We start from the raw sequence: 13,853 nt of genomic DNA, 5'->3' as shown, positions 1-13,853 counted from the left end.
GGAGCGGTTAAGACCGGGATAGGTCTCTTCCAACGCGGCTAGCTGATCTTCGTCGAGGCGCGAACCCAACGCACCGATCGCGAGCCGGCTACCCGGCGCGGACAGCTCACCGATACGAGCGAACAGCGTGTCCTGCGCATCGCCGGTCAAGTAGGGCAGGATGCCCTCCACCGACCAGGCACTCGGCTGTTGTCGGTCGAAGCCCGCTGCGCGCAGCGGTATTGACCAGTCGTCGCGCAGATCCGCGGCGACCTCGTGGCGACGAGCGGTGGGCAGCGCGTCATGCTCGGCGAGCACGCGCCGTTTGAACTCCAGAACTTTCGGCTGGTCAACCTCGAATACTGTTGTGCCGCTTGGCCAGTTGAGCCGGTACGCACGAGAGTCCAGGCCGGCGGCGACGATGACTGCTTGCCGGATGCCGCGGTCAGCGGCGGAGGAGAAAAATTCGTCGAAAAACCTTGTCTGCACGCCGTACAGCCGCGGAAAGACGGTCGCCCCTTCAGATGTTCCCGGGTCAGCAAGCATACCCGTCAGATACGGATCCGCCGAAGCGGTGATGAAATGGCTCGCGTAGTCGTCTCGCACTAGTGGCCGCGCGCTCAATGCGTGTATTGCGCGCCATCCGGCTACCAGCAGCGCGGTATAGCCCACGCTGCTGACGATGTCCCAGTCGTCGTGGTCAGTGCGAACCATGGAACACATATGACCCGACGGTGATCACCCGGTCCCCGGCGCCCTCATCGCGCATGACGGTGCGGACCGCGACCGTGCCGTGCGCGCCGGCGAGCGGCTCGGCTTCAATCCGGAACGGACCGGTCTTGCCGCGCGCGACGAACATCACGTGCGACGACGCGCCCTGTAGGCGGTCGGTGCCCGCGACCTCCGCGGCTCGCTGCAGCGCCGCGGTCTCCAGGACGACGAATTGCGGGCCGATGTGGAGTGCCGCGTCCGGCGAAGCGACCTCGACGGCCAATTCCGGTAGCGCCCAATGCCCGTCGGGGCGGCGGTATCCGCCGAACACCTGCCAGAGCGGCGGCAAGTCGGGGGAGTCGATCACCTCGATGGGTTCGACTTCCATCCGGCCCAGCCCTTCGGGCGGCGTGCCGATGCTGATGCCCTGGCCCTCGGTCAGCGCGAGCACCCGGGCCGGCCGATCGGCGTCGACGATGCGTGAGCGGCTATAGCCCATCTGGCGGCCGCGTTTCACCTGTTCGGTCTGCACTTCGAAACGGCGCACATCTCGGCCTGGGTCGAGCACCTGGCATGAGTGGATGACGGGGTTCGGCACCGCCTCCAGATCAGAAATGCCGCCACCCTCGGGCGAGGCGATGCCGAGCACGGCCAGCAGGATGCCGCCGGTCGTGTTGCGCATGTCGTGGCGCAGCGTGACGGTGTCGTCTACCGGGCCCAAGTCCATCGACGCGTAGCTGCGACCGATGTAGCGGTAACTCAACAGCCCGCCCCAGCGCCGGTGCAGCTCGGCGGCGTATGCCTCTGGTTCATTGGCGAGTTCACGAATGTCTCGCGGCATCATGGCCCCTCTGGCAGGCGAAGATAAGCCTGGATCGTCGTCTCGTCAGCAGTAGTGTGCGTGCGCACCAGGTCTGCCAGCGCGTTGACCACGTACAGCCCGCGGCCGCGGTCACTGTCGCTGCCGTACGATCGGCGCCCGGCGAGCGGATCGTCGAGGCAGCCATCGTCGCGCGCTTCGCAGATCACATGGCCGTCTTGCCGCCACAGCGCAAGCCGGCATGCCCCGCCCATGTGTGTCAGGCTCGCGGTTGTCAGTTCACTGGCGATCAGTTGCAGGTCCGCGGTCTGGTCGGGGGACAGGCCGAACCACTGCGCGTAGGCACCGGCGAAAGACCGTGCGCCGCCGAGATCGTCGAGTTTCCGAGCCGTGTACCGGACGGCGTCCGGGTCGCTGGGCAGCGGTCGGTTGTAGCGGGCCAGCATCGCGTCGGGCGCGTACGCCGCGTTGTCGTGATCGCGGACTCCGTTCTGCCACAGCGCCGGATGGGTGCGACGGGCGTCGGCGATGACTTCGGCATCAAGCTGGGAGACGTCATATGGACAGACCACCGTGATGTCGCGACCGGTGAACGCCCGGTTGAGCAGCGCCTCGTGTTGCACGCACGCCGGGTATTCGACTTCGGACCGGCCCGGCCAAATCGGCTCGCCGATCATGCGCACGGGCTCATCCGAATGCTTCTGGACAAACGTGCTCAACACTTCGCCCAGGATTCGACCGGGATTGCGGCCCGCCTCGGTCAAATCGGTCATGATCACATTGGCGGCCAGCCGGCCCAACCCCTCGGCCAGCGCCGCCAGATTGCATGCCGGAACCGCGACCAGCACAGGCTGGTCTGCCTCGACGGCGCCCACGATAAACGGCACCAAGCAATCGAGGTATTCCTGCTGAGTGCCGTAGAGAAAGGCAGGGTGCACGAAGGTGCCGTGACCATCCTGCGCATTCGACACGTCTGCCGCTCCACGAATCCCCAGGCACCGCTCTACCACTGGGCGCCTTCACTGCACGCTACGCCCAGCGCCCGCAGGTGCGGCAAGAACCCGTCGATCAGAGCTCGAGCAGTACGGTCACCGGGCCGTCATTGATCAATTCGACCCGCATGTGGGCGCCGAAACTGCCCGTTTGCACGTCGGCGCCCAGGTTTCGCAACTCTTGCACGAATGCCGCTATCAGCGGCTCGGCGATGGGCCCCGGTGCGGCGGCATTCCATGACGGTCGTCGCCCCTTGGCGGTGTCGGCGTACAAAGTGAACTGGCTAACCACCATGATCGGCGCACTGATGTCAGCTGCGGACTTTTCGTCATCGAGAATCCTTAGCTGCCAAAGCTTTTCAGCGAGCCGCTGAGCCTTGCCGGTATCGTCGTCGTGGGTGACCCCGACGAATGCGAGCAAGCCCTGGCTGTCGGGTTGCATCGATGCCACGACGTGCTGATCGACCGACACCGCCGCCGATGAGACCCGTTGCACCAGAACCCGCATGGGGCCGATGTTGCCATGCGCCCCGAGTAGGGTCGTGTCGGTGTCCGTACTAGTCGCATTCTCTGTCACACCGCTGGGCGTGGGCGAAAGCGTCGGTGAGATCGTCGCCGAGGCGGTGCGGGTGGTCCGCGATTCGGGGCTGCCGAACAAGACCGACGCGATGTTTACCGTCGTCGAAGGCGACAGCTGGGACGAGGTGATGGCGGTCGTGCAGCGCGCCGTCGAGGCCGTCAAAGCTCGCTCACCTCGGGTCAGCGTGGTGATCAAAGCCGACTGGCGCTCGGGCGTCAGTGACGCGATGAGCAGCAAAACCGAGTCGGTAGAGCGGTTTTTGGGCGGTCCTTAGCCACCGATCGCGGCGCGAAATGCTTCTTCGGCGGCGTCGCCGTGCACCGCGAAGGCCACGCGCTCAACCGAACGCGGCTGGTGCTCGCGCACCGCGTCGACCATCAACTGAGCCGCCTCGTCCAACGGGAATCCACCTACGCCAGTACCGAAAGCCACCAAAGCTAAAGAGCGACAACCTAATTCGTCAGCGACGCGCAGCGTGGAACGGGTGGCTCGGGCAATGATGTCGGCCGACGTCGGCCCGCCGAGCTCCATCGTGGCGGCGTGGATCACGTAGCGTGCCGGCATCTCGCCGGCCGTGGTCTCGACAGCTTCCCCGAGGCCGATCGGGGCCTTCTCGTTGGACTCGCGCTGCACGGCCGGGCCGCCGGCCCGGGAGATGGCGGCGGCGACGCCACCCCCATGCCGAAGCTCGGTGTTGGCCGCGTTGGTGATCGCGTCGACCTCGAGCTTGGTCACGTCGGCCTGCAGTACCTCTAACTCGATCATGGATCCATCGTCCTCCACGCCTAATGTCATAGCGGTGAGTGCACGCGCGGGCATTGTCGTGACCGGGACCGAGGTGTTGACCGGTCGGGTGGCCGACCGCAACGGTCCGTGGATCGCCGATCGGCTTCTCGAGTTGGGCGTCGAGCTCGCGCACATCACCATTTGCGGTGACCGCGAAGCAGACATTGAGGCGCAGCTGCGCTTCCTGGCAGCCGAGAGCGTCGACCTGATCGTGACCAGCGGCGGGCTGGGTCCGACCGCCGACGATATGACCGTTGCGACCGTGGCGCGGTTCTGCGAACGCGACCTGGTGCTCGATGCCGAGCTGGAGGCCAAGATCGCGGCGATCTTGAAGAAGTTGATGGCTCGCATCGAGGGCGGCGATTTCGAGGCGGTCCGCGCCGCCAATCGCAAGCAGGCGATGGTCCCGGCCGGGGCGCTGGTGATGGACCCGGTGGGGACGGCGCCGGGTGTTGTCGTTCCCGGAAAGCCGACCGTCGTGGTGCTACCCGGGCCGCCGCGCGAACTGCAGCCGATGTGGTCGATCGCCGTAGCGACACCCGCCGTCAAGGAAGCCATCGCGGGCCGGACGATCTACCGCCAGGACACCGTGCGGATGTTCGGGTTGGCGGAGTCCGGCCTGGCCGACACCCTGCGCGACGCCGAGCAAAGTCTGCCCGGTTTCGAGTCTCTGGAGATCACCACTTGTTTGCGCCGCGGTGAGCTCGAGGTGGTCACCCGTTACGAGCCCGACGCCGTCGACGTGTACAGCCAACTGGTCGAGCTGCTCCGCGAAAGGCATGGGCAGTACATCTATTCCGAAGACGGCTCGCAGGTCGACGATCAAGTCGCAGAGCTCTTGACCGGGCGCCGGATAGCGACGGCGGAGTCTTGCACCGGCGGGCTGCTAGCGGCCCGGCTCACCGAGCGGGCCGGGTCGTCCGCCTACATCGCCGGGGGCCTGGTTGCTTACGGCAACGAGGCGAAAACCGAGTTGCTCGACGTCGACCCGGCGTTGATCGAGGCACATGGCGCAGTGTCCGAGCCGGTAGCCGAGGCGATGGCGGCCGGTGCGCTGCGTCGCTTCGACGCCGATACTGCGGTGGCAATCACCGGGATCGCCGGACCCGACGGGGGAACGGCCGACAAGCCGGTGGGTACGGTCTGCTTCACCGTGGCACTCGCCGACGGCGAGCCGTCGACTCGCACGCTTCGACTGCCCGGCAACCGCGCCGACGTCCGGGAACGCTCGACGACGGTGGCGATGCATCTGCTGCGGCGGGTACTGCGCGACGCGGAGTGACGGAGTCGGGCTTATCGACGTCGGCTACTTGCCGGGGCCACGGCGCTGGTCGAGCGCTGCAACCAAAAGCTTCTGCACAGACGCGCGGGCCTTAACACGCGCCTCCTCGGACGCGGGCGACCCATGGATTCCGGCGGCAAATAGCGCAGCCAATCTCGCAGTGCGTAAAGCGATTACGCGCCAACGTTCCTCGGACTGGCCAACTTCGTCGGCGATTACGTTGATCGCATCGTTGCGCGCATCGGCGTCTGTGTCGTCGTCCATCGAAACCAGGATGAGCTGCAGCGCGACGATAGATTCGTCCAGGCCGTCCGCCGGCCCAGGTGTCATCGGCGGCTCTCCCAGAATCGTCTTGATGCCGTCATCGGCTGCGCTCCCTTCCCAAGCTAATTCCCACCGCCGACACCAGCGGGGTAAGCGCTTGGCTCAGTGCCGAAGCGGATTCCGGTCCTATCCTTGCCGATCGCGGTCAAGAGCGCGACGACGATCAGTACCGGCACAATCGTCGCCGCCAAAGCGAACGGATAGCCGTGCGCAGCGGCCAGCCGTTCTTGGATCGGCAAATTGAACGCGGCTATCAGATTGCCCAGCTGGTAGGTGACCCCCGGGTAGAAGCCCCGGATGGCGTCCGGCGACATTTCCGTCAGATGCGCAGGAATAACACCCCACGCACCTTGCACGACGAGTTGCATCAGAAACGAACCGAGGCACAGCATCGCCGCGGTGTGCGAGAAGGCGAACAGTGGCACGATCGGCAGCCCCAACACCGCACAGAACACGATGGTGTGCTTGCGACCGAATCGCTGGGAGAGCGTGCCGAAGATCAGCCCGCCGACGATGGCGCCGACGTTGTAGACCACCGCGATCCACTTCGCTGTCGTACTAGACAGCTCCGCGCCGCCGCTGTGGGTGGCCTTCAAGAAGGTCGGGTAGACGTCCTGGGTGCCGTGGCTCATCCAATTGAACGCGGCCATCAGCAACACCAGGTAGATGAACCGGCGGACGATCGCCGCCTGGCGCAGCACGTCGCGAATCCTGGTCTGAGTCAGCCGCATTCGGTGCTGTTCGGCCTCCCACACCTCAGACTCCTTGACCCGGTACCGGATGATCAGGCTGACCAACGCCGGGATGATGCTCAGCCCGAACAGCCAGCGCCACGACAACCCGAGCCAGTCCATCACCAACAGCGACGCCAACGTTGCGAGCAGATAGCCAAACGCGTAGCCCTCTTGCAACAGGCCGGAGAAGAAGCCGCGTCGCTCCGCGGGAACCTTCTCCATCGCGAGCGCGGCGCCCAGACCCCACTCACCGCCCATCCCGATGCCGTATAGCAGTCGCAGGATCACCAGCACGGTGAAATTCGGCGCGAACGCACACAGGAAACCAACGAGCGAATAGAACGTCACGTCCACCATCAGCGGTATTCGCCGTCCCACCCGATCGGCCCACAGCCCGAACAACAACGCGCCCACCGGGCGCATCGCCAGCGTCGCGGTTGTCAGGAATGCGACCTCAGCTTTGGTGTGGTGGAAGGTCTTTGCGATATCCGCATAGACCAGCACAACAAGGAAGTAATCGAAGGCGTCCATCGTCCAACCCAGCAGCGCGGCAACGAACGAGTTGCGCTGATCGGCGGTGAGCGGTGTTCCGGGCACCTGCTGTGTTTATCAGCTCTTCTCGATGCTGTCCCAGAGCTCGACGATGGTCTGCAGAATCTCCTCGGCGCGGCCTAGTCCGGCGAGATGGCTTTCACCTGGCAGGTGATACAACTCCGCGTCGGGCAGGTGCGCGACGACGTGCTCCCCATGGGCGAACGGGACGATGTGGTCGGCGTCGCCGTGCCACCACCGCACTGGGACCTTCACTTGATCGAGCCGGAAACCCCAGTCCCGGGCGAAGGCGATGACGTCGGCGAAGGGCGCTGCCATTTGCTTACGGCTGCCGTTGAGGAGGTCGTCGAGGAACATCGCCTTGAACTCCGGCCGGACCAACAAGGCCCGGTCGGCTTCGGGGGAGACGCGGGCGTAAAGGTACAGCGCGGGCTCGGCGACCGGCTTAAGCAGCCGGATGAAACCGACTGCCGCCCACCGGATCGGGAATCCGGCCACGGTGAGCAGTGGGGCGATCAGTGACCCAAGTGCCATCACGCCGCCGCCGATGGCGTCTGCGCCGACGGTTGGGGCGACGCCGCCGAGCACCCCGACCGCAACGATGCGATCGGGCAGTGCCGCCGCGCAGCCGAGGGTGTAGGGCCCGCCCCCGGATAGGCCGATGACGGCCATTTTGTCGATGCCCAGGGTGTCCGCGACCGTACGCAGGTCATCGGCGAAAGCGACGACGGTGCCGTATTGATAGGGCGTGGACGCCCCGATTCCGGGTCGGTCAACGCCGATCAGCCGGATGTGGTTTTCCTCGGCGTAGACGCGGGCTTCGGTCGGGATCTGCCGTCGCGCACCCGGAGTGCCATGCAGCCAGAAGATGGCGCGTCCCTGCGGATCGCCGAACTCTGCGAACCCCAACTGCCGATCGTCGCCGACGGCGATGTTGCCTTCCAGCTTGGGACGGGCAATAGCGATAACCATGCCCGCAGTGTTACACGAGCCGTTACGTTCGGAATATGCAGATCATCGATGCCGACGGACACGTCGCCGAAAACCCATCGCTCGCGATGGAGGCCCTGAAACGCTGGCCGGACCATGTCAGAGCGAGCGCCGACGGGAAACCCCGATTGGTCATCGAGGGCCGCAACTATCCCGAAGACAGCGGTCCGGGCGCCGGTTGTCCGCCAGAGCACGGGATCAGCAAGGCCTCGGACATCAACTGCAGGTCGGTCGAGGGCGTGTTGGGTGACGCCGATCGCGATCAGATCAACACCATGGTGCTGTATCCCAGCTTGGGGCTGTGTGCGCCCAGCCTCGAGGACCCGGAATTCGCCGCCGGGTTCGCGCGCCTGTACAACCAGTGGATCGCGGATTTCTGCGCCCCGGCGGGTGGCCGGTTGCGCGGCGTCGCGGTCACCCCGATCGAGCACGGGCAGGCGGCGATCGACGTGATGCGCGAGGCCAAAGATCTCGGCCTGGTGTCCACCCTCGTTCCGCCGGCGCTCAAGACCCGCAACCTCGACCACCCCGACCTCGATCCGTTTTACGCTGCGGCGGTCGAGCTCGACATGCCGCTCGGCATTCACGGGGCGCCCGGTATCCATCTACCGAAGATCGGCGTCGATCGCTTCACCAACTACATCCAGGTGCACTGCATCAGCTTTCCGTTCGACCAGATGACGGCGATGACCGCGATGGTTTCCGGCGGCGTTTTCGATCGGCATCCGGGATTGCGGGTGGCGTTCCTCGAAGCGGGAGTGGGCTGGGTGCCGTTCTTCATCGACCGGCTGCACGAGCATTTCGAGAAGCGCGGCGACTGGATCGAGCGTGGCTGGCAACGCGACCCGCAGGAGTACGTGCAGGCCGGCAACATCTTCGTGACGTGCGAACCGGAGGAACCGATCTTGCCCGGCGTCATCGACGTGCTCGGCGACGACTTCATCATGTTCGCCAGCGACTATCCGCATTGGGATGGCGAGTGGCCGGAGAGCACCAAGCACCTGCGCACCCGCCCCGACATCAGCGAAACCACCCGAGCGAAAATCGGCGGGCTGAACGCGCAGCGCTTCTACGGCCTCAACTGAAGCGATCAGCTAGGTAGTCAGCGCGCCTGCCATTTCGGAGGTCGTTTTTCGGCGAAGGCACGCGGCCCTTCTTTGGCATCCTCGGTCGCGAAAATACGGTCGCTGTGCCGGGTTTCGTTGGCATACGCAGATTCCAAATCAAGCGCCAGACCTTCTACAGCCGACTGCTTCGTCGCTGATACAGCAAGCGGCGCGTTGACCGCGATTCGCTCGGAGTACTCATAGGCGGTATTCATCAACTGGTCCGCCGGCACCACGCGATTGATCAGCCCCATGGCGAGCGCGCGCTCGGCGTCCACCATGTCCGCGGTCAACAGCAATTCCATCGCGAACGCGTAGGGCAGCTGGCGAGGCAGTCGCACAGTGCTGCCGCCACCCGCGAACAATCCGCGTTTCGGCTCCATCACGGCGAACCGTGCCTCCGGCACAGCGATGCGGATATCGGTGCAGGTCAACATTTCGAATCCGCCTGCCACGCATACACCGTTGACAGCGGCGATGATTGGCTTATAGATCGGAAACTGATGCAGGACAGCGTGAATCGCGTCGATTTTGTTCCATCCGGGTGGCTGCGGCAAATCGCCGGTCAACTCCGGAATGAACTTTTTGAGATCGGCTCCAGTGCAAAAGTCACGACCCACGCCGGTGATAACCGCAACCCACGCATCGGCGTCATCGCGAAAGGCGGCCCAAGCGTGCGCAAGGTCGCGAAAATGCGCCATGTCGAGCGAGTTACGCGTCTCGGGTCGGTTGATCGTGATCGTGACGATGCGACCGTCCCGCACGTAGTCGATGCTCACCGCGCCCTTCCTCGACTGGCACTCGCATAGGCCGGACTGCCAGTTGAATGTGCGAGCACTATCGTTACACGGATCGACGCCGTTACCGATACCCGTCGACCTGAGCTGGACACCATTCACAGAATTGAGGGGCCATGGCCGAATTCGATCCACATGAAGGTGAAGCGCAAACCATTGTCAATCTGGCTGAGGCGGCGATGCACATGTACCGCGCTGCCATCGATTCGCTCCCTTTCCCGGAGGACAAGAAGTTCCACAAGCGCGCCGATGTGGTTCTCACCGGCATGCGGAAACTGCGTGCGGCGCTGACGGAGGCTGCAAGCCACAGCCGCCCGAGCCCCACGGTGATGATGGCGCTCAGCGATGTCCGCAGGCGCTACGACGACCTGATGGAACGTGCCGCCGACGCCCCCGGAGCAACGCTGGGCCAACAGCTCTACACCGCACGCATCCATGCGAAGTTGTCGGCGTACGAGGCGGCCAACGGAATGGGACTTCGACCAGATCTGCCGGACGAACTCGAATCCGGGGCTACCCCGACCGATAAAGAGACGCCGGTGGTTCAACAGCTGATTGCGGCGATCCGGGCGGTGGCAGGTCTAGAGGACGGCGAGCACCCCGTGCCATCCGGCGAGGAGAATCTGAACGGCTGGGATGAAGCGTTGGCCACCAACGGTGTCGCCGAAGAGGCCAGGGCGGCAGCTCACTAGTTCAGCGAATCGTCAGGCCGGTCAGCGCTCTTGCGATGACTAGCCGCTGAATCTCACTGGTGCCTTCAAAGATGGTGAAGATCTTGGCATCTCGGTGCATCCGCTCGACCGGGTAGTCGCGGGTGTAGCCGTTGCCACCGAGGATTTGGATCGCTTCATCGGTGACGTACACCGCGGTTTCGCTGGCATACAGCTTGGCCATCGAGCCCTCCGCTGATGTGAACGGCTTGTCGTTTCGTTGCATCCAGCTGGCCCGCCAGACCAGCAATCGAGATGCGTCGATGCGGCTTTTCATGTCGGCCAGCTTGAACGCGATCGCCTGAAACTCGGCGATCTTCCGGCCGAACTGTTCGCGCTGGCGAGAGTATTCCAGCGCGTACTCGTAGGCCGCGCGCGCGATGCCCAACGCCATCGCGCCCACGATTGGACGGGTGCGCTCGAACGTCATCATCGCCGCCTGGCTGGATGTGCGATGGCCCTCGCGGATTTTGGCGACCCGACGCTCGAAACGCTCTCTGCCGCCGAGGATCAATTCACCAGGAAGCCGGACTTCATCGAGGACCACCTCAGCCGTGTGGGAGGCCCGAATACCGTGCTTCTTGAACTTTTGGCCCTGGGACAAGCCCTTCGTTCCGGGCGGCACGATGAACGTCGCCTGCCCGCGAGTCCCCAACTCGGGCTCCACCGACGCGACCACGACGTGGACGTTGGCGATCCCGCCATTGGTGGCCCAGGTCTTGGTGCCGTTGAGCACCCACTCGTCGGCGGCTTTGTCATATCTCGCCCTGGTGCGGACGGCTCCCACGTCAGAACCGGCACCCGGCTCCGACGAGCAGAACGCCGCCAGCTTGGGGTCGCCCGGGGTGCCGAACATCTCCGGCAGCCACTCGCCGAGCTGCTGCGGGGTTCCGTTGGCGGCCAGTGCGGCCGCCGCGAGCCCGGTGGCCATGATCGACAGCGCAATCCCGGCGTCACCCCAGAACATTTCCTCGAATACCGTCGGCATGCCCAGGCCGCTGGATTCGGCCGCCATCTGGACGAAGAGGTCGGGGGTGTAGAGCCCGACCTTGGCAGCCTCTTGAATGATCGGCCACGGGGTTTCTTCCCGCTCGTCCCACTCGGAGGCGGCCGGCCGGATTACCGACTCGGCAAACTCATGTACCCAGTCACGGACGTGGACCACTTCCTCCGACAGGTCCATCGAAAACGTGGCGTCCATAGCGCTCCCCTCAGCCTGCCCGCTTCGGGCAGCCAGCACTTACAGTAAACGCTTGTATACTGAACTAACAAATCGCCAGTTCAGAGGAGGCCGTATTCAACGCAGTGATATCCGGGCGGTCGGGCATCTGGCGGGGGAGGCGTCGTCGGTGCTGACCACATTGGTGCGCGGGATGCACACCGGAATCGCGGGCCGGGTCTTCGGTTCAATCGGGCCGCCGGCAGCGCCGATCCGGGTGATCCATGACGGGATTGCCCGCGCGATTTACGGCGGTGTGGACCGAGGCATCCGCGGTGCTACCCAAGCCGTCGGTGCCGTAGCCGGAGAAATCTGGGGTGACGACGCCGATGAGGCTCTCGCGTCGCGGCCCGCGCCGGCGGCGTTCATGGCTGCCGTCAACGGCTTGTACGGGGACGAGTTGACCGAGCGCGACAACCCGCTCGCGGGCGCGATGGACATCCGGCACCGCGGCAAACCGATTGAGCCGACGACTGATTCGCTTGCGGCGGTATTTCCGACGGCCACCGAGCGCGTCGTGGTTTTTGTGCATGGCTGGTGCCTTACCGAGCGGTCATGGTCTCGGCAGCCACGCGAGGACTCCGAGGCGACGGACAACCGAAGCTACGGCGAACGGCTCCGCGACGACTTGGGATTCAGCCCGGTCTATCTGCGGTACAACACCGGCCTGCACATCTCGGTCAACGGCCGAAGGCTCGCCGAAATACTGGACCGGCTGCACAGCCAATGGCCGGTCCCCATCGCCGAACTCGTGCTGGTAGGCCACTCGATGGGCGGTCTGGTAGCGCGCAGCGCCTGCCATTACGGCTCCCAGCAACAGCATGGCTGGACCGACGCGGTCAGCCATGTCGTGTGCCTGAGCTCGCCGCACCTTGGGGCCGATCTGGAGAAGGGTGTGAACGTTGCGTCGTGGGCGTTGGCCAGGTTGCCCGAGACCCAGGCCATTGCAACGTTTCTGAACGCCCGCAGCGACGGGGTCAAGGATCTGCGGTTCGGCGCATGCCTTGATGACGACTGGGCCGACGCCGACCCGGACGAGTTCCTGCGCGATCGCTGCAATGAGGTGCCATTCCTGCCTAATGCCACCTACCACTTCGTGGCCTCTTCGGTCGCACCGGCGCTGCTCGGGAAGATCGCGGGTGATCACCTGGTGCGGCCGCAAAGCGCAGCGGGCCTTGGCAAGTCGCGGCGCATTCCCTTCGAGACAGACCAAGGACTGACGCTGACCGGGTTGAACCACTTCGACTTGCTGAACCATCCGCGGGTTTATGCAAAGCTGCGCGACTGGCTAACCCGCTAGGGCGGCGATGCGCGCCGCCACGTCGGCGGCAACGGCCAAAGTCTGCGGATCATCGGCTGCAGCGTAGCGGTCGGCGCTGGTGTCGTAGCGGGCGCCGGCGATCGATCCGTGGTCTGCGGGCAACTCGACCACCTCCACCGGCCACTCGCTGCGGCGCAGGGCCGAAGCGAATTCGCGGGACGCCGCGACCGGAATGACGTCATCGGATCGACCGTGCAGCAGGGTAAACGGGCAGCGGCGCGCCTCCTGCTTGAGCTGAGTGGCTGGCACGCGACCGAAGATCGGATCGGTCACCATGAACGCCCCGGCGAGGCAGACGGTGTGCGCGAAATCGACATCGGCTCGTCGCGCCTGAATCGTCAGCCCGGCCGCCGCCACGCCGCCCATCGACCAACCGACAAGCACTAAGGCATCCGGGGCGTCAACGCGCTCACGGGCAAAACGCACCGAACGCAGCAGGTCCGCGCGCCCGCCATCCTCGGCATGGGAGTTCCAGTCGGGGACGACGACGCCTAAACCATGGCCGACCAGCAGCTCGGCGAGTGGCCGGACCGCGGTGCGGGCGTCCGCCTGCTGGCCGTGCCACAACAAGACGGTCCGTTGTGCGGGCTTACCGGAAACGTCTGCCAACCGACCGGGGGCGTATTCGACGGTCTCCATACCCTCCAGGCTGCCCTACCCGTTGCGCCCTTACGGCTTCGGCGGTGGCGCTCCGCCGCCGAGAAGCGAGCCGAGGATCCCTAGCGGCAGGCCTGCCTGTTCTGGCGACTTGCCGGGGTCGGGGACCGCCGCGTCGTTCTTCTGCCACGGTTGGCAACCGTCGGTCTTGAACGCCTTATCGGTCGGCTCGATCCGCACGACCTGCGGCTTTTTGCTCATCGCGTTGTCGACCATCTGCTTGCCGTCATCGCCCGCGACCCGTTTCCAATAGCAGACGCCGTTACCTTGCGGCCCAGCGGAGGTGTAGGTCC

At 65.1% G+C, this 13,853-nt stretch carries 16 protein-coding genes and 1 pseudogene; 5 read left to right on the top strand and 12 right to left on the bottom strand.

Annotation, left to right across the window (positions count from 1 at the left end):
• The 4 genes from WB785_RS01975 to dtd all read right to left on the bottom strand — a co-directional run.
• Nucleotides 1–693 (bottom strand): SAM-dependent methyltransferase (locus WB785_RS01975; RefSeq protein WP_424077019.1); only part of this gene is annotated, 693 nt, incomplete at its 3' end.
• A complete protein-coding gene (locus tag WB785_RS01970; protein WP_424077021.1) occupies nt 680–1,531 on the bottom strand; it encodes a hypothetical protein in 852 nt (283 codons plus the stop codon). The genes WB785_RS01970 and WB785_RS01975, both read right to left, overlap by 14 nt.
• Entirely contained in the window at nt 1,531–2,481 is a 951-nt protein-coding gene (locus WB785_RS01965) for an anti-sigma factor RsbA family regulatory protein (RefSeq protein ID WP_424077018.1), read from the bottom strand. Before WB785_RS01965 ends, WB785_RS01970 begins: the two co-directional genes overlap by 1 nt.
• A gap of 97 nt (nt 2,482–2,578) precedes the next feature.
• Nucleotides 2,579–3,010: a D-aminoacyl-tRNA deacylase gene (dtd, locus tag WB785_RS01960; protein ID WP_424077017.1), complete on the bottom strand. Its 432-nt coding sequence runs from the start codon at nt 3,008–3,010 to the stop codon at nt 2,579–2,581.
• 40 nt (nt 3,011–3,050) lie between these two features.
• Here dtd and WB785_RS01955 point away from each other — a divergent pair, with 40 nt between their 5' ends.
• Nucleotides 3,051–3,356 (top strand): MTH1187 family thiamine-binding protein, encoded by a 306-nt coding sequence (locus WB785_RS01955; RefSeq protein WP_424077016.1) that lies wholly within the window; start codon nt 3,051–3,053, stop codon nt 3,354–3,356.
• Here the strand turns inward: WB785_RS01955 and WB785_RS01950 are convergent.
• Complete coding sequence (locus tag WB785_RS01950; RefSeq protein ID WP_424077015.1) at nt 3,353–3,847, bottom strand: macro domain-containing protein; 495 nt, start codon at nt 3,845–3,847, stop codon at nt 3,353–3,355. The genes WB785_RS01955 and WB785_RS01950 overlap by 4 nt on opposite strands.
• A gap of 28 nt (nt 3,848–3,875) precedes the next feature.
• Here WB785_RS01950 and WB785_RS01945 point away from each other — a divergent pair, with 28 nt between their 5' ends.
• Nucleotides 3,876–5,150: a competence/damage-inducible protein A gene (locus tag WB785_RS01945; RefSeq protein WP_424077020.1), complete on the top strand. Its 1,275-nt coding sequence runs from the start codon at nt 3,876–3,878 to the stop codon at nt 5,148–5,150.
• Between the two features lie 24 nt (nt 5,151–5,174).
• Here the strand turns inward: WB785_RS01945 and WB785_RS01940 are convergent, their stop codons facing one another.
• The 3 genes from WB785_RS01940 to WB785_RS01930 are packed head-to-tail and all read right to left on the bottom strand — an operon-like array spanning nt 5,175 to nt 7,732.
• The gene (locus WB785_RS01940; protein ID WP_424077014.1) at nt 5,175–5,480 is read right to left on the bottom strand and encodes a hypothetical protein; all 306 of its coding nucleotides are present in this window, start codon (nt 5,478–5,480) and stop codon (nt 5,175–5,177) included.
• Between the two features lie 56 nt (nt 5,481–5,536).
• A complete protein-coding gene (locus WB785_RS01935) occupies nt 5,537–6,805 on the bottom strand; it encodes an MFS transporter (protein WP_424077013.1) in 1,269 nt (422 codons plus the stop codon).
• Nucleotides 6,806–6,817: 12 nt separating this feature from the next.
• Nucleotides 6,818–7,732 carry an alpha/beta fold hydrolase gene (locus WB785_RS01930; RefSeq protein ID WP_424077012.1) on the bottom strand — a complete coding sequence of 305 codons (915 nt, stop codon included), beginning with the start codon at nt 7,730–7,732 and terminating at the stop codon, nt 6,818–6,820.
• A gap of 35 nt (nt 7,733–7,767) precedes the next feature.
• Between WB785_RS01930 and WB785_RS01925 the strand changes: the two genes are divergently transcribed.
• Complete coding sequence (locus WB785_RS01925) at nt 7,768–8,835, top strand: amidohydrolase family protein (protein WP_424077011.1); 1,068 nt, start codon at nt 7,768–7,770, stop codon at nt 8,833–8,835.
• A gap of 17 nt (nt 8,836–8,852) precedes the next feature.
• On the opposite strand, the gene WB785_RS01920 is transcribed toward WB785_RS01925, so the two are convergent.
• The gene (locus tag WB785_RS01920) at nt 8,853–9,635 is read right to left on the bottom strand and encodes an enoyl-CoA hydratase/isomerase family protein (RefSeq protein WP_424077010.1); all 783 of its coding nucleotides are present in this window, start codon (nt 9,633–9,635) and stop codon (nt 8,853–8,855) included.
• Between the two features lie 134 nt (nt 9,636–9,769).
• Between WB785_RS01920 and WB785_RS01915 the strand changes: the two genes are divergently transcribed.
• Complete coding sequence (locus WB785_RS01915; RefSeq protein ID WP_424077009.1) at nt 9,770–10,345, top strand: XRE family transcriptional regulator; 576 nt, start codon at nt 9,770–9,772, stop codon at nt 10,343–10,345.
• A gap of 1 nt (nt 10,346) precedes the next feature.
• Here WB785_RS01915 and WB785_RS01910 read toward each other — a convergent pair whose 3' ends face one another.
• Nucleotides 10,347–11,564: an acyl-CoA dehydrogenase family protein gene (locus WB785_RS01910; RefSeq protein ID WP_424077008.1), complete on the bottom strand. Its 1,218-nt coding sequence runs from the start codon at nt 11,562–11,564 to the stop codon at nt 10,347–10,349.
• 52 nt (nt 11,565–11,616) lie between these two features.
• Here WB785_RS01910 and WB785_RS01905 point away from each other — a divergent pair, with 52 nt between their 5' ends.
• Entirely contained in the window at nt 11,617–12,882 is a 1,266-nt protein-coding gene (locus tag WB785_RS01905) for an esterase/lipase family protein (protein ID WP_424077007.1), read from the top strand.
• Here the strand turns inward: WB785_RS01905 and WB785_RS01900 are convergent.
• Nucleotides 12,871–13,542 (bottom strand): alpha/beta hydrolase, encoded by a 672-nt coding sequence (locus tag WB785_RS01900; protein WP_424077006.1) that lies wholly within the window; start codon nt 13,540–13,542, stop codon nt 12,871–12,873. The two genes, WB785_RS01905 and WB785_RS01900, sit on opposite strands and share 12 nt — an antisense overlap.
• A 30-nt stretch (nt 13,543–13,572) precedes the next feature.
• Nucleotides 13,573–13,853 (bottom strand): annotated as a pseudogene (locus WB785_RS01895) (hypothetical protein); the annotation flags it as partial.

This window comes from Mycobacterium sp. (genome assembly GCF_049585075.1).
Lineage (GTDB): Bacteria > Actinomycetota > Actinomycetes > Mycobacteriales > Mycobacteriaceae > Mycobacterium.
This window is presented reverse-complemented; position numbering and strand designations above follow the sequence as displayed.